The 26,241-nt window shown below is 40.0% G+C and carries 28 protein-coding genes, 1 tRNA gene and 1 other RNA gene; 5 read left to right on the top strand and 25 right to left on the bottom strand.

What is annotated here, in order from left to right:
• Positions 1 to 167: 167 nt before the first annotated feature.
• A complete protein-coding gene (locus FAR12_RS23205) occupies positions 168 to 311 on the bottom strand; it encodes a hypothetical protein (protein WP_158318908.1) in 144 nt (47 codons plus the stop codon).
• A gap of 268 nt (positions 312 to 579) precedes the next feature.
• On the opposite strand from FAR12_RS23205, the gene FAR12_RS01345 reads away from it, so the two are divergent.
• Complete coding sequence (locus tag FAR12_RS01345; RefSeq protein ID WP_126405437.1) at positions 580 to 852, top strand: hypothetical protein; 273 nt, start codon at positions 580 to 582, stop codon at positions 850 to 852.
• Positions 853 to 1,195: 343 nt separating this feature from the next.
• Entirely contained in the window at positions 1,196 to 1,600 is a 405-nt protein-coding gene (locus tag FAR12_RS01350; protein WP_246010269.1) for an LAGLIDADG family homing endonuclease, read from the top strand.
• A gap of 318 nt (positions 1,601 to 1,918) precedes the next feature.
• Here the strand turns inward: FAR12_RS01350 and ssrA are convergent.
• The 5 genes from ssrA to secG form a co-directional block, all read right to left on the bottom strand.
• Positions 1,919 to 2,255, bottom strand: a transfer-messenger RNA (tmRNA) gene (gene ssrA, locus FAR12_RS01355).
• A 170-nt stretch (positions 2,256 to 2,425) separates the two neighbouring features.
• Positions 2,426 to 2,893, bottom strand: coding sequence for an SsrA-binding protein SmpB (gene smpB / locus FAR12_RS01360; protein WP_126405439.1), 468 nt, complete (start codon positions 2,891 to 2,893; stop codon positions 2,426 to 2,428).
• 221 nt (positions 2,894 to 3,114) lie between these two features.
• Complete coding sequence (rnr, locus tag FAR12_RS01365; protein WP_425456127.1) at positions 3,115 to 5,391, bottom strand: ribonuclease R; 2,277 nt, start codon at positions 5,389 to 5,391, stop codon at positions 3,115 to 3,117.
• A gap of 72 nt (positions 5,392 to 5,463) precedes the next feature.
• Positions 5,464 to 6,210, bottom strand: coding sequence for an alpha/beta hydrolase (locus tag FAR12_RS01370; RefSeq protein WP_126405441.1), 747 nt, complete (start codon positions 6,208 to 6,210; stop codon positions 5,464 to 5,466).
• Between the two features lie 139 nt (positions 6,211 to 6,349).
• Entirely contained in the window at positions 6,350 to 6,583 is a 234-nt protein-coding gene (gene secG, locus FAR12_RS01375) for a preprotein translocase subunit SecG (protein ID WP_126405442.1), read from the bottom strand.
• A gap of 237 nt (positions 6,584 to 6,820) precedes the next feature.
• On the opposite strand from secG, the gene FAR12_RS01380 reads away from it, so the two are divergent.
• A complete protein-coding gene (locus FAR12_RS01380) occupies positions 6,821 to 7,786 on the top strand; it encodes a nuclease-related domain-containing protein (RefSeq protein ID WP_126405443.1) in 966 nt (321 codons plus the stop codon).
• 187 nt (positions 7,787 to 7,973) lie between these two features.
• Here FAR12_RS01380 and eno read toward each other — a convergent pair whose 3' ends face one another.
• From eno to FAR12_RS01440, 12 genes are all read right to left on the bottom strand, one after another.
• Positions 7,974 to 9,269: a phosphopyruvate hydratase gene (gene eno, locus FAR12_RS01385; protein ID WP_126405444.1), complete on the bottom strand. Its 1,296-nt coding sequence runs from the start codon at positions 9,267 to 9,269 to the stop codon at positions 7,974 to 7,976.
• 61 nt (positions 9,270 to 9,330) lie between these two features.
• Positions 9,331 to 10,863: a 2,3-bisphosphoglycerate-independent phosphoglycerate mutase gene (gene gpmI / locus FAR12_RS01390; RefSeq protein ID WP_126405445.1), complete on the bottom strand. Its 1,533-nt coding sequence runs from the start codon at positions 10,861 to 10,863 to the stop codon at positions 9,331 to 9,333.
• On the bottom strand, positions 10,856 to 11,617 hold the full coding sequence (tpiA, locus tag FAR12_RS01395) for a triose-phosphate isomerase (protein WP_126405446.1): 762 nt from the start codon (positions 11,615 to 11,617) through the stop codon (positions 10,856 to 10,858). Before tpiA ends, gpmI begins: the two co-directional genes overlap by 8 nt.
• 31 nt (positions 11,618 to 11,648) lie before the next feature.
• Positions 11,649 to 12,833 (bottom strand): phosphoglycerate kinase, encoded by a 1,185-nt coding sequence (locus FAR12_RS01400; protein ID WP_126405447.1) that lies wholly within the window; start codon positions 12,831 to 12,833, stop codon positions 11,649 to 11,651.
• A gap of 179 nt (positions 12,834 to 13,012) precedes the next feature.
• Positions 13,013 to 14,020, bottom strand: a complete 1,008-nt coding sequence (gap, locus tag FAR12_RS01405) for a type I glyceraldehyde-3-phosphate dehydrogenase (protein ID WP_126405448.1) — start codon at positions 14,018 to 14,020, stop codon at positions 13,013 to 13,015.
• 93 nt (positions 14,021 to 14,113) lie between these two features.
• Complete coding sequence (locus tag FAR12_RS01410) at positions 14,114 to 15,136, bottom strand: sugar-binding transcriptional regulator (protein ID WP_126405449.1); 1,023 nt, start codon at positions 15,134 to 15,136, stop codon at positions 14,114 to 14,116.
• Positions 15,137 to 15,310: 174 nt separating this feature from the next.
• The gene (locus FAR12_RS01415) at positions 15,311 to 15,568 is read right to left on the bottom strand and encodes a glutaredoxin family protein (protein ID WP_342772276.1); all 258 of its coding nucleotides are present in this window, start codon (positions 15,566 to 15,568) and stop codon (positions 15,311 to 15,313) included.
• 13 nt (positions 15,569 to 15,581) lie between these two features.
• Positions 15,582 to 16,898, bottom strand: a complete 1,317-nt coding sequence (rpoN, locus tag FAR12_RS01420) for an RNA polymerase factor sigma-54 (protein ID WP_126405451.1) — start codon at positions 16,896 to 16,898, stop codon at positions 15,582 to 15,584.
• 78 nt (positions 16,899 to 16,976) lie between these two features.
• Entirely contained in the window at positions 16,977 to 17,630 is a 654-nt protein-coding gene (locus FAR12_RS01425; protein ID WP_126405452.1) for an HAD family hydrolase, read from the bottom strand.
• A 51-nt stretch (positions 17,631 to 17,681) separates the two neighbouring features.
• Positions 17,682 to 18,011, bottom strand: a complete 330-nt coding sequence (locus tag FAR12_RS01430) for a hypothetical protein (protein ID WP_126405453.1) — start codon at positions 18,009 to 18,011, stop codon at positions 17,682 to 17,684.
• A 327-nt stretch (positions 18,012 to 18,338) separates the two neighbouring features.
• Positions 18,339 to 18,824 (bottom strand): hypothetical protein, encoded by a 486-nt coding sequence (locus FAR12_RS01435; RefSeq protein ID WP_126405454.1) that lies wholly within the window; start codon positions 18,822 to 18,824, stop codon positions 18,339 to 18,341.
• A gap of 77 nt (positions 18,825 to 18,901) precedes the next feature.
• The gene (locus tag FAR12_RS01440; protein ID WP_126405455.1) at positions 18,902 to 19,264 is read right to left on the bottom strand and encodes a DUF2513 domain-containing protein; all 363 of its coding nucleotides are present in this window, start codon (positions 19,262 to 19,264) and stop codon (positions 18,902 to 18,904) included.
• 348 nt (positions 19,265 to 19,612) lie between these two features.
• Here FAR12_RS01440 and FAR12_RS01445 point away from each other — a divergent pair, with 348 nt between their 5' ends.
• Positions 19,613 to 19,831, top strand: coding sequence for a hypothetical protein (locus tag FAR12_RS01445; RefSeq protein WP_126405456.1), 219 nt, complete (start codon positions 19,613 to 19,615; stop codon positions 19,829 to 19,831).
• A gap of 377 nt (positions 19,832 to 20,208) precedes the next feature.
• Here the strand turns inward: FAR12_RS01445 and FAR12_RS23210 are convergent, their stop codons facing one another.
• Together FAR12_RS23210 and FAR12_RS01450 are read right to left on the bottom strand one after the other, a co-directional pair.
• Entirely contained in the window at positions 20,209 to 20,358 is a 150-nt protein-coding gene (locus tag FAR12_RS23210) for a hypothetical protein (RefSeq protein ID WP_170972046.1), read from the bottom strand.
• 294 nt (positions 20,359 to 20,652) lie between these two features.
• Positions 20,653 to 20,724: transfer RNA gene (locus tag FAR12_RS01450), tRNA-Arg, on the bottom strand.
• 288 nt (positions 20,725 to 21,012) lie between these two features.
• On the opposite strand from FAR12_RS01450, the gene clpP reads away from it, so the two are divergent.
• On the top strand, positions 21,013 to 21,618 hold the full coding sequence (gene clpP / locus FAR12_RS01455; RefSeq protein ID WP_126405457.1) for an ATP-dependent Clp endopeptidase proteolytic subunit ClpP: 606 nt from the start codon (positions 21,013 to 21,015) through the stop codon (positions 21,616 to 21,618).
• Positions 21,619 to 22,056: 438 nt separating this feature from the next.
• Here the strand turns inward: clpP and FAR12_RS01460 are convergent, their stop codons facing one another.
• From FAR12_RS01460 to FAR12_RS01480, 5 genes are all read right to left on the bottom strand, one after another.
• On the bottom strand, positions 22,057 to 22,311 hold the full coding sequence (locus tag FAR12_RS01460) for an HPr family phosphocarrier protein (protein ID WP_126405458.1): 255 nt from the start codon (positions 22,309 to 22,311) through the stop codon (positions 22,057 to 22,059).
• Between the two features lie 50 nt (positions 22,312 to 22,361).
• Complete coding sequence (gene whiA, locus FAR12_RS01465) at positions 22,362 to 23,306, bottom strand: DNA-binding protein WhiA (protein ID WP_126405459.1); 945 nt, start codon at positions 23,304 to 23,306, stop codon at positions 22,362 to 22,364.
• 30 nt (positions 23,307 to 23,336) lie between these two features.
• Positions 23,337 to 24,317: a gluconeogenesis factor YvcK family protein gene (locus tag FAR12_RS01470; protein WP_126405460.1), complete on the bottom strand. Its 981-nt coding sequence runs from the start codon at positions 24,315 to 24,317 to the stop codon at positions 23,337 to 23,339.
• Positions 24,314 to 25,207 carry an RNase adapter RapZ gene (gene rapZ, locus FAR12_RS01475; RefSeq protein WP_126405461.1) on the bottom strand — a complete coding sequence of 298 codons (894 nt, stop codon included), beginning with the start codon at positions 25,205 to 25,207 and terminating at the stop codon, positions 24,314 to 24,316. Before rapZ ends, FAR12_RS01470 begins: the two co-directional genes overlap by 4 nt.
• Before the next feature lie 84 nt (positions 25,208 to 25,291).
• Positions 25,292 to 25,750: an NUDIX hydrolase gene (locus tag FAR12_RS01480; protein WP_126405462.1), complete on the bottom strand. Its 459-nt coding sequence runs from the start codon at positions 25,748 to 25,750 to the stop codon at positions 25,292 to 25,294.
• Between the last annotated feature and the right edge of the window lie 491 nt (positions 25,751 to 26,241).

The following is a 26,241-nucleotide window of genomic DNA, read 5'->3' on the forward strand; positions in this document are numbered from 1 at the left end:
CTTTTAATACAAATTATTTCAAAAATGAATTGTTTTCGCAATCGTTTAATGGTAATCCGGCACATTGTTGAAAAAAAGCTAATGACTATTCATAGACTAAACTGCTCTATAGTACAATGAGCTACTGAACTTATCGCATTAAAGCACCATTTTTCTTGAAACTTTGTTCACGATTTCCCCTCTAAATCATCAATTCTCTTTTCAAGTTCTTTTACTTTATTACTACTAGTCATTGCTGTTGTAAAAGCAATAAGTCCGAAAGTAAATCCCATAGCTCCGAATGAGAACCCCATAATTCCAAAAACCTCCACATGATCACCCCTAACTTAAAACTTTAAGATAAACTCTAAACTTATTTAGTTCCTCAACTCTTCTGTTTCGTTAAAAGAATAACTTCAACAAAAATAAACGATAATCCTTCTTGAATTATAGACCTGTTGGTTATACAAGAAAATATGGCTACCGATAAGACAAACATATCTTGAAGCAATATATATTGAGTAAAACTACTTCAGCTGGGTAGTATATGTTTAGGATGGTTTGATCATATTCCCCATTATTAAACAAGGAAGTGAGTAAATGAATCAGAGTAACGAACGCAATAACTTTGGAGGAAATGTAGAAGAAAGCGACAACAATCAAGCTAGCAGTAATGCTAATCATGTTGAGAATGACTTTGGTGAAGCAGCAGTAGCAGGAACTTTAAATGGTGCCGTTGCTGGTGCTATGATAGGCGCACAATATGGACTAATTGGTACTGTCATAGGCGGTGTTTCAGGTAGTACTATTGGTGACCAGATTGTAGAGGGGGCTGAAATCGATGACAAAACAGCTTCCAAAAATGATGATTAGAGCAATAATAACTCTATAAATAAGTAGCAGAGTCTGTACAAAAAAGTATTTGTGTTAACCTCACCAAAAAAGGACCGTCAAAAAGACAGTCCTTTTTTGCTAAAGCTACTCTTCAGTTCAAGTATAAATTTCTATAATCTTTCTTCATTTTCACCTAATTTTGCTGTATATCTTGTGTAAATAAGATGACAATAAGGTTTTTTAAACTTTAACTTTGCAAAAATTTCAACGAAAAATTCAGACACAAAATACTCATATTCTCTTTCATTTATAATTTTTTCAAACTAACAAATAAGATATAATGTAAGGGAACATACGTTCTATTTAGAGGTGATTATTAGTGGTGGATTGGGAAGCTTCGTATCTTGCAGGAATAATAGATGGAGAAGGTTCGATTACTCTTACTCGAATTCATAAGAATGAACATCGTAGACCTTGTATTACCATTGCATCCACTGACAAGGAATTATTAGATTATGTCTCTTCGCTAACTGGTGGTATTGTTCTAAATAAGAAGAACTACAATCCAGAAAAACATAAAGATTCATATACATTAACTATTAAGAAAAAGCAAAAAGTAATAGAGATCCTAGAACTTATTACTGTATTTCGTAGGGTTGAAAAGAAAAAGCAGCGGGCTAAATGGATTTTGGATAATTATGACAAGGTTACTCCACGGAATGGTAAGTATAGTCTTGAATTATTAGAAGAAAAACTTTTGTTTGAGGAAAAGTTTTTTGAAATCTAGACAAATAAAAAACCACCAAATATGTATTTGGTGGAGACGGTGGGACGTGCTATTCCATGCTTTCGTCATGGCACTGACTATATCTTGAACCTGACATGCATCAGGTTCTTCGGCGTATTATGCGAATCATAATTTTTATCTGATTCCAGATAGAAATTCGCATCCTAGTACTACCAAGATGGCAGCCTATGAGTCGATACACGGCTGTTGGATTGCTCCACATACCGCTCGGCATTGCCCTATCGTTTTTCACGACTTAGGTTTCACCGATAAAGCCGAATTTTCACTTATGTGTTACCACATAAGGCGACTATGAACTAATCGAACCCACGTCCAAAGATATCGGCACTTAAGCTTCTACGAGTGTAGTCGACATATTCATGTTTCGCTGAGCCATCTGCCTATCGACAGGCGCCCGGTCAGCTAGTCTGGTTGTTCTCTTCCTTCATCCTCAGACGGTGGAATCCGGCGTAGCCCACTTAAAGTGAGTCCCTTACCCTACCACATGGGCAATGGAGGGAGGAACCGCTATGCGCTAATTAAGCAGCAAAAGCGAAGTTGTTTTGTTGTTTGCCAGTTATTGGCTTTGACGTTGGTACGCGGCCGATCCCCGCGACTCGCAACCTAAGCTCGAACTACCCCTGTCGAATCCGTAGCGTCCCCATTATAAAATGTCTGCCTGTGGTATTTCACACAAACAAGACTATGGTTTGAAACGGAATGCTCGAAATAGATGAGCTATCAGTTAGTGTCACAACCTCGTGACATTTATTATTATATCACAAACAAACTCCAAATCAATTGTAAGGTTCTGTAAGAATTACCTTAACTTTTCTGTCTTTCGCGGAAAGCACGTTCAATATCACGTTTTGCTTCTTTCTTCTTCAAGTCTTCACGCTTATCGAACTTTTTCTTACCTTTCGCAAGACCAATTTGCACCTTCGCAAAACCGTTTTTCAAATATAGCTTTACGGGAACAATCGAATAACCAGCTTCCTTCGTTTCTCCAATCAGCTTGTTGATTTCTTTCTTATGAAGAAGAAGCTTTCGCGTACGAAGTGGGTCGTGATTGTAACGATTCCCTTGCTCATAAGGACTAACGTGCATCCCCAATAAAAACATCTCACCATTTTTAATCTGAGCGTAAGAATCCTTTAGATTCACTCTCCCTGCACGAATCGCCTTAATCTCTGTACCTTGTAAAACAATCCCCGCTTCAAACGTTTCCTCAATAAAAAAATCGTGGAACGCTTTTTTATTTTGGGCAATAACCTTACCAGCGCCTTTAGGCATATGATTTCCCCCTTACTGACTGCCCTTTATTTTAGCAAAAAAAAGACCTTGTCACAAATACGAATATGCTTAAAAAATGGCATTTCGCTGATAAATTCTAATTTTCGCCGATAAATCTCGAAAATCGCCGATATATTTCATTTTTCGCCGATAAAATCAAATAAACTCCGATATCCGCTCATATGTACGCCGAAAGGAGCCAAATGTTTGGCTCCCTCTCATTATCTTTTCTTTTTCCGCTTAGCCTTCGGGGCATTTTCATAATGCTTTTTCTTCTTTCGTGGAGCTCCTGGTTTTTTATCATCCTTGCCAGGTCGACTCAAAGACTCTTTCTTACGAGGCTTCTTCTCAGAACTACCTGTTTTGAAGACTTTTCGTTCTTCTAGCTTTCTTGGACGTGCACCCTTCATTCCGACAATCTCGAAATCAATCGCGCGTTCATCCTTATCGACTTTCACAACACGAACTGTAATTTCATCCCCAATGCGGAACACTTTCCCCGTTCTCTCACCAATCATCGCATAATGACGCTCATCATAACGGTAATAATCATCGGTCATATAGCTAACATGAACCAAACCTTCAATCGTATTTGGCAGTTCAACAAACATCCCGAAATTCGTCACAGAGCTGATTATACCATCGTATTCCTCGCCGATTTTATCTGCCATATACTCTGCTTTTTTCAGTTCGTCCGTTTCACGCTCTGCATCAACCGCACGACGCTCCATTTTCGAACTGTGATCGGCAATCTCCGGAAGCTGGGCATTCCATTTATCTCTCGTTGCTTGGTCCAGTTTTCCTTCGATTAAATACGTACGAATTAAGCGATGGACAATCGTATCTGGATAACGACGAATTGGCGAAGTGAAATGCGTGTAAAACTCCGTTGATAACCCGTAGTGTCCCAGACTCTCCGGATCATATTTCGCTTTCTGCATCGATCTCAGCATGACTGTGGAAACAACCATTTCCTCTGGCTTGCCTTGGATCTCTTCAATGATTTCCTGCAATGCACGCGGATGGACTTCATTCGCTGTTCCTTTGACGATATAGCCAAAATTCGTGATGAATTCGAAGAATCGTCTTAGCTTGTCTTCCTTCGGATCCTCATGGATACGATAGATGAACGGAACATCTAACCAATGGAAATGCTCGGCCACTGTTTCGTTCGCTGCAAGCATGAACTCTTCGATTAAGCGCTCTGCCACCGAACGTTCGCGTGTAACCACATCGGTTGGTTTGCCTTCTTCATCGACAAGCACTTTCGCTTCCTTGAAGTCGAAGTCAATCGCCCCACGCTGCATTCTTTTATTACGTAAAATTTGCGCAAGCTCCTCCATCAGTTCAAACATTGGAACTAATGGTTCATACCTTTGGATAAGCTCTTCATCTTTTTCCGTTAAAATCTTGTTAACATCGCTGTACGTCATTCTTTCCGTTGTCTTAATGACACTTTGGAAAATTTCATGGTTCACCACGTGACCATCTGCATCAATTTCCATTTCACAAGACAGTGTCAGACGATCAACCTTCGGATTTAGTGAACAAATTCCGTTTGATAAACGATGTGGAATCATCGGAATTACACGGTCCACTAAATAGACGCTCGTTCCACGGTCCGCCGCTTCTACGTCAATCGCTGTCCCTTCTTCGACATAGTAACTCACATCAGCAATATGAACCCCAAGCTTATAGTTTCCATTATCAAGCTTCGTCACAGTAACCGCATCATCCAAGTCCTTCGCGTCAGCACCATCGATGGTAACAATGACTTGATCGCGTAGGTCACGACGATTTTTAATCTCGTCCTCCGAAATGGTTTCTGGCGTTTCGTTTGCTTGTTGTAAAACATCCTCTGGAAACGGACCAGGAAGTCCATGCTTATGAATCACGGATAAAATGTCGACACCAGGATCATTTTTATGACCAAGAACCTCGACAACTTCACCTTCCGCACTCTTTCTTCCTTCAGGGTAAGTGGTTAATTTCACAACGACCTTATGCCCTTCGACAGCTCCCTTAGAAGCAGACTTTGGAATGAACACATCACTTCCAAATTTGCTATCATCCGGAATCACAAAACCGAAATGCTTACTTTCCGTGTATGTACCAACAATTTGCTGAATGCCACGCTCAAGAATGCGGACAATCGTCCCTTCTCTTCGTTGGCCAGAGCTTTCTGAAGAAACACGGGCTAACACGGTATCGCCATGCATGGCGTTATTCGTTTCATTCGGTGGTATAAAAATATCATCTAATCCTGGCTCATCTGGAATCACAAACGCGAATCCCTTCGCATGCCCAGTAAGTTTTCCACGAACAAGGTTCATTTTGCCAGGTAAGCCATAACGATTGCTACGCGTACGCACAACGAGACCTTTTTCTTCCATTTTGACAAGCGCTTTTACAAAGTCCTTGAAGTCTGCTGAGTCTTCGATACCAAATGCAGCTTCAAGCTCCTGGACAGTTAGTGGCTTGTACGCCTCATCCTCCATATAAGTGAGGAGTCTGTCTATATGTTGTTTAATATTTTCGTCCAAAGGTTTCCCTCCTTCTCTCTTTTCTAATTATTCTTCCCAATCTAGTGATTCTAGAAACCTGTACACATCCTCGTGAAGTTGTTCCTTTTCTTTGTCAAACGTAATGACATGGCCAGATTCCTCATACCATTTAATTTCTTTGACAGGTGATTCGATCTCGTTATAGATAATATTCGCACTGTCCGTATTAATCATTTTATCGTGACGCGCTTGAACGACAAAGGTTGGCGCATAGATCATATCAATGTTCTCTCTTACTTCGGCAATTAATCCTTGCAGTGCCTTGAGAGTGTTCATCGGCGTCTTTTGGAATTCAGCCATTTCCTGTTCGATTACTTCCGGTGTTTTCCCTTCACGTCGCTTGTATTCACGAGCATACTCAAGTACACCCTGGTACATGATTTCTTCACTCTTCAGGTACATTGGTGCACACATCGTGACAATCCCTTTGATTTTTTCCGTGTACCCTAATTTCAAGGAGAAGACACCGCCAAGTGACAATCCAACGACGGCAATTTCGTTATGACCTTTATCTTTTAAATAGTTATAGCCCTCCATTACGTCCTTCCACCAATCTTCTGGACCAGTGTGGACAAGCTCTTCAGGCGGTACGCCATGCCCCTTGTATTGAATTCCGTGGCAAGTGTAGCCTTGTTTTTCAAGATGACGTGCAACCATCCGACAATCTGAGCTATTCCCCGTAAAACCGTGCAAGAATAGGACCGCTCTCTTTCCCCTCTCAAAGGTAAAAGGTTTTGGTAGTGAAATTTTCATATGTAAGTACTCCTTTTAGCTCTTTATCTCTTTTTAGTTTAAACAATGGTAGTATGGATCATCCACTGAAACGGCTTGAGTTTCAATCTGATTAAATTAAAAAACCTGGCCGTTTGTTGGGGCCAGGTTCCGATTATTCTTATGCTCCTAAATAAGCAACCACGAAGGTTAAAACGAAAAATAGTACCGCTAAAACGATGGTAATGCGGTGGAGAATTAAATCAAGTCCACGAGCTTTTTGTTTTCCAAAAAGCTGCTCCGCTCCACCAGAGATGGCACCAGATAGGCCTGCGCTTTTACCAGACTGCAGAAGTACGACAATAACTAATCCGATTGATACGATTACAAGCAATGTAATGAACAAAGTATGCATGAAGTCCACCTCCTGAAACGAACATTTCACAGTATCTCATATTTTATCATACTTTAAATTTTTGAACAATAGAGGAGATTCTGATTGTGGAACCTTTGGATATCGGCGATTTTGGAGATATATCGGCGAAAAATGAATTGTATCGGCGATACGTAAAAAAACTCTATAAAAAAGGAAAATTCCTTAGAGGAGTTTTGTGCAGTCGAGCGAAATAATATAGCGAAAGGAGAGATATGATTGAATATAAAAAAGTTATCAATCCCCATTCAAGTACCAAAACTCGAATCTTTATTGCCGCGAGTTCACCTTGCCCACCCTAAAACAGCATTTATGCAAGCAAATTTAGCGCGATATTTGAAAGGTTACCGGGGTGAAAAAGCCGTCAGCTATTACCTCGATTTCCTCCCTGAAAAGGAAAACTACATTTTCCACTCCCTCCGCCTTCCAAGTGGAAAATATTTTTTTCAAATTGATTATCTTGTTCTTACCGTACGCTACGCATTGATCCTCGAGTGCAAGAACTTCTTTGGAACCCTCTATTTTGATGAAGACTTCAAACAGATGATCCGTATTGCCAATGAAAAAGAAGAAGGCTTTCAAGATCCCATTTCACAGGCTAAATGGCACCAACATCAGCTGCGAAGCCTTTTAAAACTCCACAATATCACACTCCCCATTGAATATTTCGTTGTGATTAGCGATCCCTCTACTATCGTTAAAACGAGTCCCAAAAATAGAGAAGCAATGAAGAAGGTTGTGCATGGCCACAGCTTGTTAGAGAAGATTGCTGAGGTGGATAGTCGTTATCAGAATGAGATACTTGATTCTAAAGAGGTCCGAAAACTATCAAAGCTACTATTAAAAAGTCATACACCAGAGGATATTGATGTGCTAGTGAAATATGGGTTGAGGATTGGTGATATTAATACTGGAGTTCGCTGTCCAGGATGTGGCAGAATTCCGATGATTCGGCAGAATGTAACTTGGTATTGCGGTGGATGTGGTATGAAAGATAAAAAAGCACATGTTTCAGCAGTTACGGATTACTTTCATTTGTTTGGGGATTCAATTACGAATAAACAATTTCGGGATTTTGTGCATTTGAGGTCGGATACGAGTGCAAAAAGGATGTTAAAGGCGATGGAGTTACCTTTTTCAGGGTCGAATAAAGGTAGAATCTACTGTGATCCTATGAAAAGATAATCTCTATTTCTGGATATCGGTCGAAATTCTGATCATATCGGTCAAAATAGATGTTATATCGGTCGTTTTCAAAATATATCGGTCTTATTTCGAATATATCGGTCAAAACAGCCAATATATCGGTCAAATGCCCAAACCAACACCAAAAGGGCGGTCCCCAAAAAGGGACCGCCCCACCTAACTTAAATTACTTCTTCAAGTTATAGAAAGATTTTAATCCATCATAGATAGCTAAATCGCCAAGCTCGTCTTCGATGCGTAGTAATTGGTTGTACTTCGCGATACGGTCAGTACGAGACATAGAACCAGTCTTGATTTGACCAGCGTTTGTAGCAACAGCGATATCAGCGATTGTTGCATCTTCAGTTTCACCAGAACGGTGAGAAACTACTGCAGTGTAACCAGCGCGCTTCGCCATTTCGATAGCATCAAAAGTTTCAGTTAATGTACCGATTTGGTTAACTTTGATAAGGATTGAGTTACCAACCCCTTGTTCGATACCTTGAGCAAGCTTCTTAGTGTTAGTTACGAATAAATCGTCTCCAACTAATTGAACTTTTCCGCCAATGCGCTCAGTTAAAAGCTTGTGGCCATCCCAGTCGTTCTCGTCTAATCCATCTTCGATTGAAAGGATTGGGAACTCGTTAACTAGCTCTTCGTAGAAATTAACCATTTCTTCAGAAGTTAAACCTGTACGGCCTTCACCAGCTAAGTCATACTTTTTAGTTTCTTTGTTGAAGAACTCAGAAGAAGCAACGTCCATACCTAGGAAGATGTCTTTTCCAGCTTCGTAACCAGCAGCTTTGATTGCTTCGATGATTACTTCAAGTGCTTCGCGGTTAGAACCAAGGTTTGGAGCGAATCCACCTTCGTCACCTACAGCAGTGTTTAAACCTTTGTCAGATAAAACTTTTTTCAATGCATGGAATACTTCAGCACCCATACGGATTGCTTCTTTGAAAGTTGGAGCTCCAACAGGTAAAATCATGAACTCTTGGAAGTCAACGTTGTTATCAGCATGAGAACCACCGTTGATGATGTTCATCATTGGAGTTGGTAATTGCTTAGCGTTGAATCCGCCAAGGTAACGGTATAATGGAAGACCTACAGAGTCAGCAGCAGCATGTGCAACAGCCATAGATACACCAAGAATAGCGTTAGCTCCTAATTTTCCTTTGTTTTCAGTACCGTCAAGCTCGATCATTAAGCGGTCGATTCCAACTTGATCCGTTACGTCTAAACCGATAACTTCTTCAGCGATGATGTTGTTTACATTATCAACTGCTTTTTGAACTCCCTTACCAAGGTAACGAGACTTGTCTCCGTCACGTAGTTCAACAGCTTCGTATTCACCAGTTGATGCACCAGATGGTACAAGAGCGCGTCCGAAGAAACCAGACTCAGTTAATACTTCTACTTCTACAGTTGGGTTACCGCGGCTATCTAAAACTTCACGAGCATATACTTGTTGGATATAAGGCATTGTTCATCTCTCCTAAAATTTATTAGTATTTGGGGGACACCAGAAACAGTGTCCGAAATCATTACTTAATTAAGCTAGTACCAGTCATTTCAGCTGGCTTTGCTACTTTCAATAGGTCAAGCATTGTTGGTGCTAAATCACCAAGAATACCACCGTCACGAAGCTCCAAACCTTCCTTCGTTACGATAACAGGAACAGGGTTTGTTGTGTGAGCTGTCATTGGGCTGCCTTCTAAGGTTACAACCTCATCAGCATTTCCGTGGTCAGCTGTAATAATCGCTGCGCCACCTTTTTGTAAAATTAAATCAATGATACGGCCAAGACATTCGTCAACCGTTTCGATGGCTTTAATTGTTGGCTCAAGCATTCCAGAGTGGCCAACCATATCAGGGTTTGCGAAGTTTAAAATAATCGCATCCACACTGTCTGCTTCGATTTCAGCAAGCAAAGCATCTGTTACTTCATACGCGCTCATTTCTGGCTGTAAATCATATGTAGCAACCTTCGGAGAATTGATTAGAATTCGCTTTTCACCAGGGAATTCAGCTTCACGTCCACCACTCATAAAGAAGGTAACGTGTGGATATTTTTCAGTTTCAGCAATACGAAGTTGCTTTAAGCCGTTTTGTGATAAAACCTCACCAAGAGTATTATCTAGGTTTGTTGGTTTGAACGCAACATATCCGTCCACTGTTTCACTGAAATGAGTCATACATACAAAATACAAGTTCTCAGGATGTTTCGCTCCACGATCGAAAGAACGGAAATCCTTGTTTGTGAACGTGTTTGAAATCTGAATTGCACGGTCAGGACGGAAGTTATAGAAAATAACAGCATCGTTGTCCTGAATGGTTGCAACTGGCTCACCGTTTTCCTTTGTCATGACAGAAGGAAGAACGAACTCGTCATAGATTCCATTTTTATAAGAATCCTCGATTAGTTCTAATGGGTCAGAGTATGTTGGACCTTCTCCATAAACCATTGCGCGGTAGGATTTCTCTACACGCTCCCAACGCTTATCGCGGTCCATGGAATAATAGCGACCAGAAATAGTGGCAAACTCGCCAACGCCATACTCCTTCATTTTCCCCAATGTTTCTTTCACATATGTAGGTGCCGTTTGTGGACCAACATCACGGCCATCTAGGAAGCCATGTACGTAGACTTTTTCCACACCTTTGTCAGCAGCCATTTTTAATAGAGCATACATATGGTGAATATGGCTGTGTACGCCACCATCAGATAGTAATCCGAACAGGTGAAGGTTTGTACCATTCTTTTTCGCGTGATCCATTGCACCATTGATTGTTTCGTTTTCAACAAACTCACCATCACGGATAGCAACATTCACACGTGTTAAGCTTTGGTAAACAACGCGGCCAGCACCGATGTTTAAGTGACCAACCTCAGAGTTTCCCATTTGGCCTTCCGGAAGACCAACCGCCTCACCAGAAGCAGTTAGTTGAGAATGTGGGAACTGGTTCCACAAGCGATCAAAGTTTGGCTTTTTCGCTTGGGCAACAGCATTTCCCTTCACTTCATCACGGAATGCAAAGCCATCAAGAATAATTAAAGCAACAGGTGATTTACTCATACTGACCTGCCTCCAATAATTGAAGGAAAGAACGAGCCTCTAAGCTAGCTCCACCAACTAGAGCGCCATCGATATCAGGCTGTGCCATGTATTCTTTGATGTTCTCAGGCTTCACGCTACCGCCGTATTGAATGCGGATTGCATCTGCCACTTCTTGTGAAAATTGCTCAGCTACGACAGAACGAATATGTGCACATACTTCGTTTGCATCTGCTGATGTTGAAGATTTACCAGTACCGATAGCCCAAATTGGCTCATAAGCGATAACCGTTTGCTTCGCTTGCTCAGCTGTTAAACCAACTAATGCTTTTTTCACTTGGTCTCCAACTAATGCATTCGTTTTTCCACTTTCACGCTCTTCAAGAGTTTCCCCACAACAAACGATTGGAGTTAAATTATGTTTGAACGCAGCAAGAGTTTTCTTGTTCACTGCTTCATCTGTTTCATTGAACATTTCACGACGCTCTGAATGTCCTAAAATCACGTATTTTACGCCGATATCAGCAAGAGCTACTGGGCTAGTTTCGCCAGTGAACGCACCGCTTTCTTCGAAGTGCATGTTTTGTGCACCGATTTCTACATCATAGTCATTAGAAAGTTCTACTAAGCTGTCTAAAAATAACGCAGGTGCACAAACAACTGAATCTACCTTCTCATTTGAAGGAACTAAACCTTTTACTTCCTCTAAAAAGCTTTTCGCTTCAGAGATTGTTTTATGCATTTTCCAGTTACCTGCAATAATTGGTTTACGCAAAGAAATTCATCCTTTCTCGTATCGGTAATGATTACTTGTCTTTTAAAGCAACGACACCTGGAAGAACTTTTCCTTCCATGAATTCAAGTGAAGCTCCGCCACCTGTTGAGATATGGCTCATGCGGTCAGCAAGATGGAATTTTTCAACAGCTGCTGCTGAATCTCCACCACCAATAACAGAATATGTATCATTTGCTTCTGCTAACGCTTCAGCTACTGCTCTTGTACCATTAGCGAATTTGTTTAATTCAAACACGCCCATTGGTCCATTCCAGATTACAAGCTTAGAATCTTGGATTACGCTTGCATATAGCTCACGAGTTTTTGGTCCAATATCAAGTGCTTCCCAATCAGCAGGAATTTCTTCAATCGAAACAGCCTTAGTATTTGCATCTTCAGAGAAATCGTCAGAAACAATTACATCAAGAGGCATATAGAACTTAACGCCTTTTTCTTCAGCTAATTTCATGTATTTATTTGCTAAATCAATTTTATCTTCTTCTAAAAGAGATTTTCCGATTTCATGACCTTTAGCTTTTACGAAAGTATAAGCAAGTCCTCCACCGATGATTAGGTTGTCTACTTTATCTAATAGATTTTCGATAACCCCAATCTTATCCTTAACCTTTGCTCCACCAACAATTGCAGTGAACGGTCTTTCAGGATTAGAAAGAGCCTTCCCAAGAACATCTAATTCTTTTTCCATTAAAAGTCCAGAAACAGCTGGAAGGTGATGAGCAATACCTTCAGTTGAAGCGTGAGCACGGTGTGCAGCTCCAAAAGCATCGTTCACATACACGTCTGCAAGCTCTGCGAAGCCTCGCGCTAATTCTGCATCGTTCTTTTCTTCACCTGGGTAAAAACGGACGTTTTCAAGCACAAGAACGTCGCCTTCGTTTAGTTTTGCAACTTCAGCTTTAACAGCTTCGCCGTAAGCCTCGTCAACTTTTTTCACGTCTTTTCCAAGTAGCTCGCCTAAACGCTTTGCCACTGGAGTTAAGCGTAATTCTTCAACAACAGCACCTTTTGGACGACCTAAATGGCTTGCTAAAAGAACTTTAGCACCATTTTCGATTAGGTATTGAATTGTTGGAATTGCTGCTTTAATACGTGTTTCATCAGTGATTTGTCCGTCCTTCATTGGTACGTTGAAATCCACACGACAAAATACCGTTTTGCCTTTTAAATCGATATCCTTAACACTCTTCTTATTCATCACATGACCTCCTAAAATAAGAAAAGGAGAGGGGGAATCTTCCCCGCTCCCCTTTTTCAAGTAATTCGATGATTAACACCTTTAGCAATACGCAGTTAGTGGTAAAATTATGCACTTTTTGCATTACCTAGATGTTACGCATCCTAATATCCAAATCCAATTCGGATTAAAACCTTATCTTAGAGACCTTTTTTAGCGATATAGTCAACTAAGTCTACTACACGGTTAGAGTAACCAGTTTCGTTATCGTACCAAGAAATAACTTTAACCATGTTGCCTTCCATAACCATAGTAGAAAGAGCATCGATAGTTGAAGAAGCAGTGTTACCATTGTAGTCACCAGATACTAATGGTAATTCGCTGTAACCAAGGATTCCTTTAAGATCGCCTTCAGCAGCTTCTTTTAAAGCAGCGTTGATTTCATCAACAGTTACTTCTTTACCAAGCTCAGCTACTAAGTCAACTAAAGAAACGTTTGGTGTTGGAACGCGGATAGCGCCACCGTTTAATTTACCTTTTAATTCAGGTAATACTAGAGCAACAGCTTTAGCAGCACCAGTTGAAGTTGGGATCATGTTCTCTGCAGCTGCACGAGCACGACGGTAATCCTTATGTGGTAAATCTAAGATTTGTTGGTCATTTGTGTATGAGTGAACAGTTGTCATCATACCACGGTTGATTCCGAACTTGTCGTTTAATACTTTCGCAAATGGAGCTAAGCAGTTTGTAGTACAAGATGCATTTGAAAGAACGTGGTGGTTCGCTGCATCGTACTTGTCTTCGTTAACACCCATAACGATTGTGATATCTTCGTTAGATGCTGGAGCAGAGATGATAACTTTCTTTGCACCTGCTTCTAAGTGTTTCGCAGCATCTTTACGATCTGTGAAACGTCCAGTTGATTCAACAACTACTTCTACTCCAAGGTCTCCCCAACCTAATTGAGCCGGGTCACGCTCAGCGATAACCTTGATCTTTTTGCCACCTACTACTAAAGAATCGCCATCAACTGACACTTCTTCGTTTAGGATTCCGTGTACAGAATCATATTTTAAAAGGTGAGCAAGCATGTTAGCATCAGTTAAATCGTTAACTGCTACTACCTCTACGTTTGGATTTCTTAAAGCTGCACGTAAAACGTTACGGCCGATACGACCAAAACCATTAATACCAATTTTTACTGCCATGTTTATTTCCTCCTCTAATATATATTAGGCTAAAATTTAGCCTGTTTAGGCAAATTCCACAAAAACTTAATATGAAATTTACTTAATCAACAATTAACTTAATAACAATTCCTTTGCGGCGCCTTCATCTGTAATTAAGATGGTGTTTTGCCGGTCTTGCTTCATATATGAGCGAATGGCTTTTGCCTTTGATGCTCCTCCAGCTACGGCGATGACATGTTCAACGTCTGCAATATCCTTCAACTGTAATCCAATCGTATGAACCTTATGGACGATTTCCCCGTCTTCGTTAAAATAATAGCCAAATGCTTCGCTGACAGCTTTCTTTTCACGAAGTTTTTCAAGGTCACTAGCAGATGTCTTTCGACGTTCCGCCATTGTGATAGCATCTCCAATTCCGTGCAAAACAATGTTTGCGGATTTGATTAAGGTTAGTACTTCATGAATCAACGGTTCCTTCACAATCGTTTGATACATCTCACTGCTTACTTGGTCTGGAACATAAAGAACACGGTGCTTGGCTTGGGCTCTTTCTGCCATTTTCGCACAAATGGTATTGGCTTGATTTTTTACGTCTTCACCAATTCCACCTCTTGCAGGAACAAAGAGAATGTCCTTGCCTAATTCCGGGGTTAACATTTCAGCAACAGCTGCCATCGTGGTGCCCCCAGTCACAGCAATTATATTTTCTCCCTCAAGCATTCCTTTCATACAAGTTGCGCTTGCTCTTCCTAATTCACTCTTGACCCAAGGAGACTCATCACTATCCCCAGATACAATGATGACTTTTTCGACGCCAAGACGCTTTTTTATTTGTTCTTCTAATGAGTTTAAGCCAGATAGCTCTCTCATCATGGTTTGAAGTCCTTCAAGAACCTCATGACCCTCAGGCGTCAAGCTCATCCCGATACTGGCGATATGTATAAGATTTTGCTCTTTGAGCAAGGAAACCTCACCGCGAAGAATTCTTTCAGTAAGCCCTAAGCTCACAGAGAGGCTTCTTCTTCCGACTGGTTCCATCAAGCTTATGTATTGGAGAATATCGTATCTCCTTTGCATAACAGGAAGTAAATCAGGTAATAATCTTTTTTGTATCTCTACCAATGAGTAACTCATGATTTGCTCCTTTTAATCCTTTGTGGTCCTTTTTTGTCCCCTATGGACGTATTATGTCCCACTCGAACCAAAAAAAATCACCCCAGCCACAATTTCATTTTAACAGGGGTGTTTTTAGATTTCAAGCTATATGTGTTGTTTTTTGTAAAATGGGCTCGATGAAAAGGTTAAACTTTAAGAAAGTAGCTTCGCTCTTTGCAAAAGTGCTTCTTCAATCGTCCATTCATCGATTTGTCCGAATTGAACTTCTTCCCCATCGACTTCAATCACCGGAATCATTAATCCATACTGTTCCGTTAATTCATCACTTGCCTCGATGTCTTCCTCTATATAGTGGAAATCCCATTTCTGTTTCAATTTTAAAAGAATCGCCTTGCCATTTTCACAAAGATGGCAGCCGTTTCGGGTATATAGCTTCACTATTGTTTTCACTGCTTGAACCTCTCTATTCATAACGTTTTCGCTTGGAAGAAGACGGGATCCCGAGCTGGTCCCGATATTTTGCAATCGTTCTGCGCGAGACGACAATTCCATTTTCTTCATTGAGTGCGTTTACAATTTCTTGGTCAGACAAAGGCTTTTGTTTATTTTCCTGTTCGATGAGCGTTTTGATTTGGTCCCTCACTTGTCGCGAGGATGCACTCTCTGCCGATGTCGTTTGAATCGTACTCGAGAAGAAGAATTTTAAATCGTATAACCCAAATGGCGTTTGCGCATATTTTTCCCGCACAGCTCGACTCACGGTTGACTCATGAATTTCCAATTCCTCTGAAATATCCTTCATTGTCATCGGCTTCAAGTAGGACGGTCCCTTTGTAAAAAAGTCCTGCTGTTTCTCCACGATTTTCACAGCCACTTTTGTTAATGTTTCTTTCCTTTGTTCGAGTGCTCTGACAATCCAGAAATAATCCTGCTGCTTTTCTTGAAGAAAACGGCCAACTTGTTTATCTTGATGTGATGCAAATTGCTTGTAGTATTGGTCATTGAAGCTGATTTTCGGCAAAGCCTCATCAAAGACGCTAATGCTGAATGCTTCTCCATCCCATTTTATAACCACATCCGGAATAATATAAACCGCCGGATCCCTTTGAAAGATTGATGCTGGTCTCGGATTTAAGACTTGAATGGCATCAAACACTTGCTGAATCTCAGCTGGAGTCACTTTTAGCAACTTCGCAAGCTCTTTCCACTTCTTTTCAGCAAAAAGAGTGAAGTAGTCTTGAATGATTTTTTCTGCAAGCTCATGTTTTCGTTCTTGGCGTGTAAGCTGCAAAAGGAGACATTCTTTTAAGTCCCTTGCCCCTATACCTGCCGGTTCCAATTCTTGAATAAGGGTGAGCCCCTCTTCAACCTTGTCCGGTGATGTCTTTAATTTGGTAGCGATCTCTTCTGCGCTTGCACAAAGATACCCATTTTCATCAATATGATAGATGAGTTCATCGATGACGATACGCTCTTCGTTCGAAAGACGCCTCATATTTATTTGTGACTGCAAGTATGCATCTAATGTTTTATTTTCTGAACCGATTTGTTCAATCCAGCTTTGTTTGTCTTTTGGAACTTTCCCTTTGGAGCGAACCCGCTTAGGATCGATCGTTTGTCCAGGCTCGATCTTCAAGAGGGGATTCTCGATCGCTTTTTCCTCTAGAAAAGAGGCCAGCTCTTGAGTGGAATATTGTAATAACGCAATCGCTTGAGACAATTCCTGCGTCATTTGAAGTTTAAGAGTTTGCTGTTGCCATAAACCAGGCTTCAAATTCATCTCACATTCCCCCTTTCTTCATTTTACATGAAGCACGGGAATTGGTGAATGGTAATGTTATGGGAGTTAACACGGTATTTAATTGGTTAAGATTTTTATGAGGTCGTCTATGGATTGGACGATGTAGGTTGGATATTCTTCGCTGAGTTCTTCAGGTGAGCCGTATCCATAGGTGACACCGATTGAATCGATTCCGCAATTCTTTGCGCCGATAATATCGTGTTTCCGGTCTCCAATCATGATGAAATCCTCTAGGGGATGTTCCTTGTATTTGTCGATAATGTACTTGATAATTTCTGTTTTTGATGTTCTCGTACCATCTAGATTGCTCCCGACAATAAGAGCGAAGCATTGATCAATATTAAAATACTTTACGATTTGTTCCGCAAAAATGGTTGGTTTCGAGGTTGCTACTATTAAAGTAAGATGTTGTTCTTGGAGGGATTTTAATAGTTGAGGGATTGCGGGATACAACTCGTTCTCATACATACCTTTTTGTTTGAATCTTTCTCGGTAAAAATCTATGGCTTGTTGAGTTTTTTCTTCGGCGAAACCATATTGTTCAGCAAATGATTGTTGAAGTGGTGGTCCAATGAAAGGTTCCAGCTTGTCTAAGTTAGGTTCGTTTATGCCCAACTTCTGTAATGCGTATTGAACTGACTTTGTGATTCCTTCTTTCGGGTCAGAGATTGTGCCATCTAGATCGAAGAGGATCATTTTATACTTTGCCATACTAAATCTCCTTCTAAGGTAAAGAGGACCCAATAGGTCCCCTGCACTTGATTAATAATTATTTTCAATGAATGTGATGTGGTTCCCCTCTACTTCACACATTTGTAAAGCTGTTTTAAATCTTCGTTCTACCCCGGCTTTAAATGCCTGATATTTTTCTAGGGAGAGAGAAGATTGCCAACCAAATTGAAAATGCATGATATCCTCAGCATCTTTTTCTAACGCGTTCATAGCCATATCTTGTGCTATAGTCTGTGCATTCGCTTGTGCACATAGGTTTAAGAGTAATACAGCTAAAATTTTCTTTTCACGACCACTTAGGTCTAATTCATAATTTGATACTTTGATGTCAACAGTTGCAATAGTAATGCGAATCCCCACCTTTTAGAATTATTGATTACATTCCTCTGGTTTTTGTAGTTTTCTCATATTCATTATGAACTCCCCCCTTCACATTATTCTCCATGAGAAGATTGAAACCCTCTTAATATTTTGCAGTTCAAAAAAACCAGGTAGAAAGTAGTATAGGTAATATTCATTCCTACAAATATCGTAAATTGTTTTCTTTAGGTAGTTCGAAAACAAAAAGACTCCTATGCAAATGCATAGAAGCCTTATTATACAATAGTTATAACGCCCTCGGAGGGAATCGACCCCCCATTTTAAGAACCGGAATCTTACGTGCTATCCGTTGCACCCCGAAGGATGCTAATCTAATAACTCAACGCCTTTTAAAATATCTGGAATTCCTGTTTCTAACTCGTCTTTACTGTAAGCTAACTTCAAATCTTTTTTTAACTTGTTATAATCTTTAACTAATTGAACAACAAATGGTCTAGCTCCTGCTTCAGTAGTAAGGCTCTTCATGCTACCACTATACTTAACCCATTCCTCAATGAGTTGATCGCTTGCATACCCAGATTGTTCGAGAAATAGGTTATTCATAAAGTCACTATTTAGCCACACGGAAGGCTTTGCTGTACCTAACATTATCTTTTTTTGAATAACTGATTGAGCCTTGCTTATATTTATTCTTGCAATAACTAAACTATATAATGGAGCATAGAGCTTTTTTAGTTTCTCTCTCTTGCTAGCCTTTTTCTCCTTTATTGGTGTTATAACAAAATGATTTAACACCGCAATAAGTAAAGCGACTCCAGCAGAAATTACCGCACTAATAATTCTAATATCCAAAACAATCACTCTCCTTCCTCTAAGTTCGACAAAAGGAGATATATTCCTGCAAAGAAAAAAGCATCCCCGACGGATACCTATTCTAATCCAAACAGATTTTTGATTTGTAATTTTGCATATTCTTTAATTACCTCAAGTGGGACAGAACCAAATTCTAGTCCTTTTCCCTTAATACCCTCTTTGGTTTTATTCCAAATAGCATTATCTTTAATTGAATCCAGAAATTCATGTCCGTCCCACGTTAATGATGCAAATATCCACATTGGACGATTATCTGCCCACTTAGTGTTATTTTTTACAAATCCCGCTTGATCTAGAATCTTTAGGTGATAAGCAACTACTTCTCTATCCCAATCTACTGGGATTTCAAGCTCTTTCCTGTCATCGTTGATTTCGATAATTTTCAGCAAATCCCTAACTAATTCCATATCTCTTTTCATTAATAAAATCCCCTCCTTTGGTTACTATTTTCTACAAAAGAATGAATAATCCTTGTCCAATAGCAAAATATAAGTATAGGTAAGCTGAACATTGAGTATCCCTGAATATATTGATTCAATCAATTCAGTTTTAGAGATTATCCTCGCATTAGCGCTTTAATCAATATTTTAAAAAACATAATGCTCTCAATTGTGAGAGCCCGGCTTAATCGAAATTAGTCATATGCTTTTTAACCCAACTACCTTTTTACTTAATTCGATAAACTTGACTTTCGATGAAATTCCCTAGTATTTTCTAAATAAATTTATCCAAAAATAATATTAGTTACTATTTTGGAGGTGATTTATTTGAAGAATTTATCAAATATTAACCAAGCAATTTATCTAAAAGGAGTACAAGATGGCATATCCATTGGTTATAATAGGGCCATCGAGATAGGATATCTTAGAGGTGTTAAAGATACCCTATCTCAAGTCGGAAAAGAGGCATCTTTAAAGCTAAGTAAAGAGAAAAACGGTAATCCGATGGCTTTTTATAGATACCTGTTAGACAAATACAACAAGTAACCTGCATTAGCTTCTGCTAATGCTTTCTTGTTTAAAAACAAGGTTCTTTAATTTTTTTGCTTATCACTGTATTATTTACTTATAATTATATATATATATGTCTTAGGGGGGCCATCATCCCGGTTGGGGCAATAGCAGTTTTGTTTGTACTACTTATAGTTCTACAAATGCTTTTTAAAACTAAAAGACATCTGGAGGTGGCTGATATGATAAAATACGGATGTATGATTTTTGAGTGTTTAGCTGATTTTTCTAGTCATTTGGCCGCAATTACTGGGTCTGCTTTAGTGACAGCTGCTATGTCCCCCTAAGACATATAGAGTACTTATTTTAAGATAAATAATACAAATTTTGATTACTTGAATCATATCCCCCAACTAATCGATTATAAAGTACACCCCGTATAATGGTATAAAGATTCTCTGCCATACGTCTATCTTTAACTCATACTCTTTGTAAACACTCAAGTCTTGCAACTTCTCCTGGTCAAAACTGACTGCATACGTTTCTACGACTCGCCTTGCCACTACTAGCCCTCCACTAATTAACCGGTTTCACATTTTAGAAGAGCTAACTTTAATCCATTCATTGAGTCTTTCAAGTGTAAAGTCATCCAGTGCAATAACTCGTTCGCTAAATTCTCCTGTCTTTGTAGTTAACATATGTCTAAAAGTTCTAGACAACTAAACAATGAAAAAAATGAATACCTTTATGAGTGCTTGGTTGGACCAAATAAAATAAGAGTTTTTCGAGGTAGTCGGACAAAAGTCGGACATTGGAATCTAAAACCTTCGAAAAACCCTTATTTATCAAGCATTTAACGCCCTCGGAGGGAATCGAACCCCCATTTTAAGAACCGGAATCTTACGTGCTATCCGTTGCACCACGAGGGCAAAATAAAAAGCGCTGACGCTACATACACGAACAATACGCTTTCCTATTATATGTCAACTTCCCTTTGTTTGCAAGGCGAATTTTTCCACAAAAGCCTGTCTATTCTAGGGGCAGATTGGTTATGATGGAGAAGTGCGATCCATGCGAAAAAAGTCGAAGAAATCCTGAGGAAGATTCAGTCGAATTGTTTGACCTTTTTTGACTATCAGTGTATCATAACTTACATAACGTAGTATTTGGATTTACAGGTTTAAGCCTATATTTTTACATATTAAGGAGGAACAAAAATGAATTTGATCCCTACAGTTATTGAACAAACAAATCGCGGTGAACGTGCATATGACATCTATTCTCGTCTTTTAAAAGATCGTATTATCATGCTTGGCAGCGCTATTGACGATAATGTAGCAAACTCCATTGTTGCACAGCTTTTATTCTTAGAAGCTGAAAATCCTGAAAAAGATATCACTCTTTATATCAACAGCCCAGGCGGAAGCATTACAGCTGGTATGGCGATTTATGATACAATGCAATACTTAAAGCCAAATGTACAAACAATTTGTATCGGTATGGCGGCATCTATGGGTGCATTCCTTTTAGCAGCTGGTGAAAAAGGTAAGCGTTACGCTCTTCCAAACGCTGAAGTAATGATTCACCAACCGCTTGGTGGTGCTCAAGGTCAAGCAACGGAAATCGAAATCGCTGCTAAGCGCATCCTTTTCCTACGCGAAAAGTTAAACACAATCTTAGCTGAGCGTACTGGCCAGCCACTTGATGTAATCGCGAAAGATACGGACCGCGACAACTTCATGACTGCTGAAAGAGCAAAAGAGTACGGTTTAGTTGACCACATTATTACACGCAACCTTTTAGATGAGAAAAAAGATAAATAATATTTAATGAGCCGTTCCTGAAAAAAGGTTATCGAAGTGACCTTTTTCGGGGACGGTCTTTTTGTTGTCAGGTTGATTGCAGGGATTTTTTCATGGACCACCTTTGATTGACAACAATCTCTTTTCTTAGCATCGCCTTGTCAATGAAACCATTTTTGTTTGACAACTCTCCCTCTTCTCAACCACATCTTGGCAATCAAACCACCTTTGTCTGACAACTTTCCCCCTTCTCAACCGCATCTGGGAATCAAACCACTTTTGTCTGACAGCTTTTCCTCTTCTTAACCTCATCTTGGCAATCAAACCACTTTTGTCTGACAACTCTCCTAATTCCGAACCACATCCTGGCAATCAAAAGCCGCCTCAACTCGATAACAAACCGCCACCCAAACAAAAAGAAGCTACCTCCCCAAAAGGTAACTTCCTCTTATCCGAATCTTAGTCTTGTTGTACGTACTCTGCTAGTGCTTCGAGTGCTTCGTTTTCGTCGCTGCCCTCGGTAATGAGGGTGATCTGTGCGCCAGAGTTAATCGCAAGGCTCATGAGCCCCATAATGCTCTTTGCATTGACCTTTTTGCCGTCTTTTTCGATGTACACATCAGCTGAAAATCGAGTAGCCTCTTGCACAAACAAGGCAGCCGGACGGGCCTGTAAACCAGTTTTCAATTTAACTTCAACCTGCTTTTCTACCATCTCTCTTCCTCCCCAAACATGATCTCTCTTTCTATAAAAAGCACGAATGCTTATTTAACCGGTTCTCCAGCTCTTAACTTGTCGGCAATTTCATCGATTTTACGTAAACGATGATTAATGCCCGATTTGCTAATTTGCCCACTTGAAACCATTTCACCAAGCTCTTTTAACGTGACATCTTGATAAGCAACACGAAGCTCGGCAATTTCCCGAAGCTTGTCAGGTAAAATCTCTAAACCTACTGTATCGCGGATGAAGCGGATATTCTCTACTTGTCGCAAAGAGGCACCAATCGTTTTATTCAAGTTCGCCGTCTCACAATTGACGAGGCGGTTCACGGAATTTCGCATATCACGAACAATACGGACATCCTCAAACTTCAACAATGCCGTATGAGCACCAATAATATTTAAGTACTCCGTAATTTTCTCTGCTTCCTTGAGGTAAGTAATATAGCCTTTTTTGCGCTCTAACGTCTTGCTGTTGAGATCAAATGTATTCATTAATGCACATAAGGCATCATTATGTTCTTTATACAGGGAGGATATTTCTAGATGATAAGATGACGTTTCTGGATTATTGACGGAACCGCCTGCGAGAAAAGAACCGCGCAAATAGGAACGTTTGCAGCATTTCTTTTTCACCAAATCCTCAGAAATGTCATGTGTGAACACAAAGCCCTCTTGGAGAATTTTCAAATCCTCAAGAATTTCCTTGGCTTGCTGAGAAAGTCTTACGATGTAGACGTTGTTCTTCTTTAGACGCATCTTCTTACGTACTAACAATTCAACCTGAACATCGTATTTCTTCTTAATTAATGTGTAAATTCTTCTAGCAATGGCAGCGTTTTCCGTTTGGATATCAACAACTAACTTACGATTGGAAAAGGATAAGGACCCATTCATTCGAATCAGAGCGGATAATTCAGCTTTGCTACAGCAATCTTTTAATTCTATATTCGTTAATTCTTTCTTAGTTTCCGAAGCGAATGACAACCCTACACCCCCTTAAACCCCAATAACTATTTACGCTTTATATCTCTTATTGGTTTCATTTATTAATAAATTATATAAAATGCTAGCCACTTCCTTCGTGTCATGGCGAATCACACCGTTTTCCAAGGACATGATTTCACCCTGCACCACTTCTAAACCAAGCTCATATAATTGGTTAAAATCAAAGTGGACCGGCTTTGCTAATTCTTCACTGTATCGATTTAGAATCGACTCTGGTATGTTTTCGCTATTAACCAAAATCGTATCCAAAAATGAACACTTCATATGATTATATAACGCTTTTACATGATCACTTGCGGTAAAATCAAGGGTTTCACCCGCCTGCGTCATCAAGTTACAAATATAGACTTTTTTTGCCTTTGCGCGAGCAACCTCCTGTCCAAGCTTCGGTACAAGGAGATTTGGCAAAATACTTGTAAATAGACTTCCAGGACCGAGGATGATTAAATCAGCCTGGCGGATCGCATGAATCGTTTCTGGAAGTGGTTGGGCAATTTCAGGCGTTAAGAACACACGCCTAATTTTTTTCCCAGAGTAAGGAATTTTCGATTCTCCGGAAACAATCGTTCCATCTTCCATTTCAGCATGGAGCACGACACTTTCAGTTGCAGCTGGTAACACTCTGCCGTTCACATTTAGCACCTTGCTCATTTCTTGAATGGCATGAACAAAATTCCCGGTTATGGATGTCATCGCAGCAAGGATTAAGTTCCCGAGCGAATGGCCTGATAGCTCATTCGAGGTAAATCGATGCTGGAACATTTCTTCTATTAAAGGCTCTACATCGGATAAGGCGGCTAAAACATTGCGGATGTCTCCCGGAGGAGGAATATCCATCTCGTCCCTTAAACGTCCAGAGCTGCCACCGTCATCAGCAACGGTTACGACTGCTGTGATATCAAGAGGATACTTTTTCAAGCCTCTTAATAAAACAGGCAAGCCCGTTCCACCTCCGATGATGACTATTTTTGGCTGTCCGTTTTTGGTCATGGTGTTTGTTCCTTTCTCCTTTCGATGTCTCGGTGCGTAATTCGTGTATGGTAGTCATTTTCAAAGAAGTGCGCAATATATTCCGTTAAGGCAACGGAACGGTGCTGGCCACCTGTACAGCCAATCGCAATCACGAGCTGAGATTTTCCCTCTCTTTTATAATGAGGGAGCATGAAACTTAACAACCCTGTAACCTTTTCGAGAAACTTATTCGTTTCATTCCATTTCATAACATAGTTGTAAACTTCCTCATCTAACCCCGTCTTCGGGCGCATATGATCAATATAATGAGGATTCGGTAAAAAGCGGACGTCAAATACTAAATCAGCATCAATTGGAAGACCGTGCTTAAAACCAAATGACATCACATTGACCGTAAATGCCGATTTGTTGTTCGCAGAAAACTCGGAAATGATTCGTTCTCTTAATTCCTTCGGCTTCATTTTTGACGTATTGTAAATGATTTGTGCTCTACCTTTGAGCTCTTCTAAAAGATCTCTTTCCATTTGGATTCCTTCTAGTGGAAGACCAGATGGAGCAAGTGGATGAGAACGTCTTGTTTCTTTATATCTTCTCACAAGCGTCGAATCATCCGCATCTAAAAATAAAATTTGCGGCGTCACCCATGAAGTTTCTGTGAAATCATCAAGTGCTTTAAATAAATGGTCAAAAAACTCTCGGCCCCGTAAATCCATAACCAAGGCGACCTTGTTCATTTTGTTCCCTGAATCCTCCATGAGCTCCAGAAATTTAGGTAACAGAGTAGGAGGTAAATTATCTACACAAAAAAATCCTAAATCCTCAAAACTTTGAATGGCTACTGTTTTACCAGCGCCAGACATTCCTGTTATAATCACCATTTGTGTATCATTAATCGCTCCGGTACTCATATTCATTCCCCCTGTTATTTCATTCCGAGAGTGCCGTTATTGTTTTTTATAGATTATGCTTTTTAAGGCTAAAAGGATATACGTTTAGCTTGGGTCAAGTCTGTATTGAATCAGCTTAAAGTCCTCTGTATACGTGAAGGTTCCATAGATGATTCCTTTTCCTTGTACCATGTAGTCTAAAATATGATAGTCGCCTTCTGCCATCGGTAAATTTTTCATTTCATCAAGTGTATGCCAAGAAAGCTTCCCTTCCTCAGACTCTTCCACGTGAATGCCGTCAGCATCTGTTGCGAAAAAGGTGAACATCATCCACTCGGATAACACTTGGTCTCCGTCCTTCATAATAAAGGTGAAAATCCCTTTCAGGCTCGGATTTTTCAAATAGATTCCGGTCTCTTCACGAAATTCACGAATACATGAATCTCGTACAGATTCTCCTGGCTCCATTTTTCCACCAGGTGCAACCCACCAACCTCTTCTCGGCTTCTGTAATAAAAGAACCTTGTCATCCTTCATTAACACGCAATTCGTTACCCGTTGCATATTTTTCACCTCAGTCTCAACACACAATATAAATACGACCCAATCTCCATTATCTTAATTATACTATTTTTAAGATGTCGTCACAATGAATTGGACAGCGAAGTATTTTGTGGCAAAAAAAATAGCACAAGTTTCCTTGTGCTGTCCAAAGTATATATATTTTAAAAGGGGGTCAATTTCTATTCTTATAATAACTGATTATTATTTCACTACTGTTACAGTAGGGTTAAATAGGGATGACGATTTGTAAATTTTGGTCCCGTTGGTAAGTTTCTCCGCGGTCTTTGTAGGGCTATTGTACTGATTTCGGGGTTTTTGGGGCAGGTTCCCCTAAAAATTTTGTTATCTGGTTTCATGATGACACTGTTTGCTGAATTCCTCTCAACTATGTCTTCATGAACTTTCCATAAAGACACTATCTGATGGATCACTCTCAACTATGTCCGCATGAGCCTTTCATGAAAGCACTATCAAACCGCTCACTCTCAACT

Source organism: Bacillus yapensis, assembly GCF_005280205.1.
Taxonomy (GTDB): Bacteria; Bacillota; Bacilli; order Bacillales; family Cytobacillaceae; genus Robertmurraya; species Robertmurraya yapensis.

Coding starts and splice junctions, on each gene's coding strand:
- rpoN (WP_126405451.1), bottom strand. CDS start 16,898: ATGAATTTGAAGCCTGGTTTATGGCAACAGCAAACTCTTAAACTTCAA.
- rnr (WP_425456127.1), bottom strand. CDS start 5,391: ATGGAGGATGAGGCGTACAAGCCACTAACTGTCCAGGAGCTTGAAGCT.
- FAR12_RS01370 (WP_126405441.1), bottom strand. CDS start 6,210: ATGAAAATTTCACTACCAAAACCTTTTACCTTTGAGAGGGGAAAGAGA.
- FAR12_RS01400 (WP_126405447.1), bottom strand. CDS start 12,833: ATGAATAAGAAGAGTGTTAAGGATATCGATTTAAAAGGCAAAACGGTA.
- FAR12_RS01440 (WP_126405455.1), bottom strand. CDS start 19,264: ATGAAAAGAGATATGGAATTAGTTAGGGATTTGCTGAAAATTATCGAA.
- rapZ (WP_126405461.1), bottom strand. CDS start 25,207: ATGAGTACCGGAGCGATTAATGATACACAAATGGTGATTATAACAGGA.
- clpP (WP_126405457.1), top strand. CDS start 21,013: ATGAATTTGATCCCTACAGTTATTGAACAAACAAATCGCGGTGAACGT.
- gpmI (WP_126405445.1), bottom strand. CDS start 10,863: ATGAGTAAATCACCTGTTGCTTTAATTATTCTTGATGGCTTTGCATTC.
- FAR12_RS01425 (WP_126405452.1), bottom strand. CDS start 17,630: ATGGCAAAGTATAAAATGATCCTCTTCGATCTAGATGGCACAATCTCT.
- eno (WP_126405444.1), bottom strand. CDS start 9,269: ATGCCTTATATCCAACAAGTATATGCTCGTGAAGTTTTAGATAGCCGC.
- secG (WP_126405442.1), bottom strand. CDS start 6,583: ATGCATACTTTGTTCATTACATTGCTTGTAATCGTATCAATCGGATTA.
- FAR12_RS01470 (WP_126405460.1), bottom strand. CDS start 24,317: ATGACCAAAAACGGACAGCCAAAAATAGTCATCATCGGAGGTGGAACG.
- FAR12_RS01460 (WP_126405458.1), bottom strand. CDS start 22,311: ATGGTAGAAAAGCAGGTTGAAGTTAAATTGAAAACTGGTTTACAGGCC.
- FAR12_RS01480 (WP_126405462.1), bottom strand. CDS start 25,750: ATGCAACGGGTAACGAATTGCGTGTTAATGAAGGATGACAAGGTTCTT.
- smpB (WP_126405439.1), bottom strand. CDS start 2,893: ATGCCTAAAGGCGCTGGTAAGGTTATTGCCCAAAATAAAAAAGCGTTC.
- FAR12_RS01345 (WP_126405437.1), top strand. CDS start 580: ATGAATCAGAGTAACGAACGCAATAACTTTGGAGGAAATGTAGAAGAA.
- FAR12_RS01410 (WP_126405449.1), bottom strand. CDS start 15,136: ATGAGTTACTCATTGGTAGAGATACAAAAAAGATTATTACCTGATTTA.
- gap (WP_126405448.1), bottom strand. CDS start 14,020: ATGGCAGTAAAAATTGGTATTAATGGTTTTGGTCGTATCGGCCGTAAC.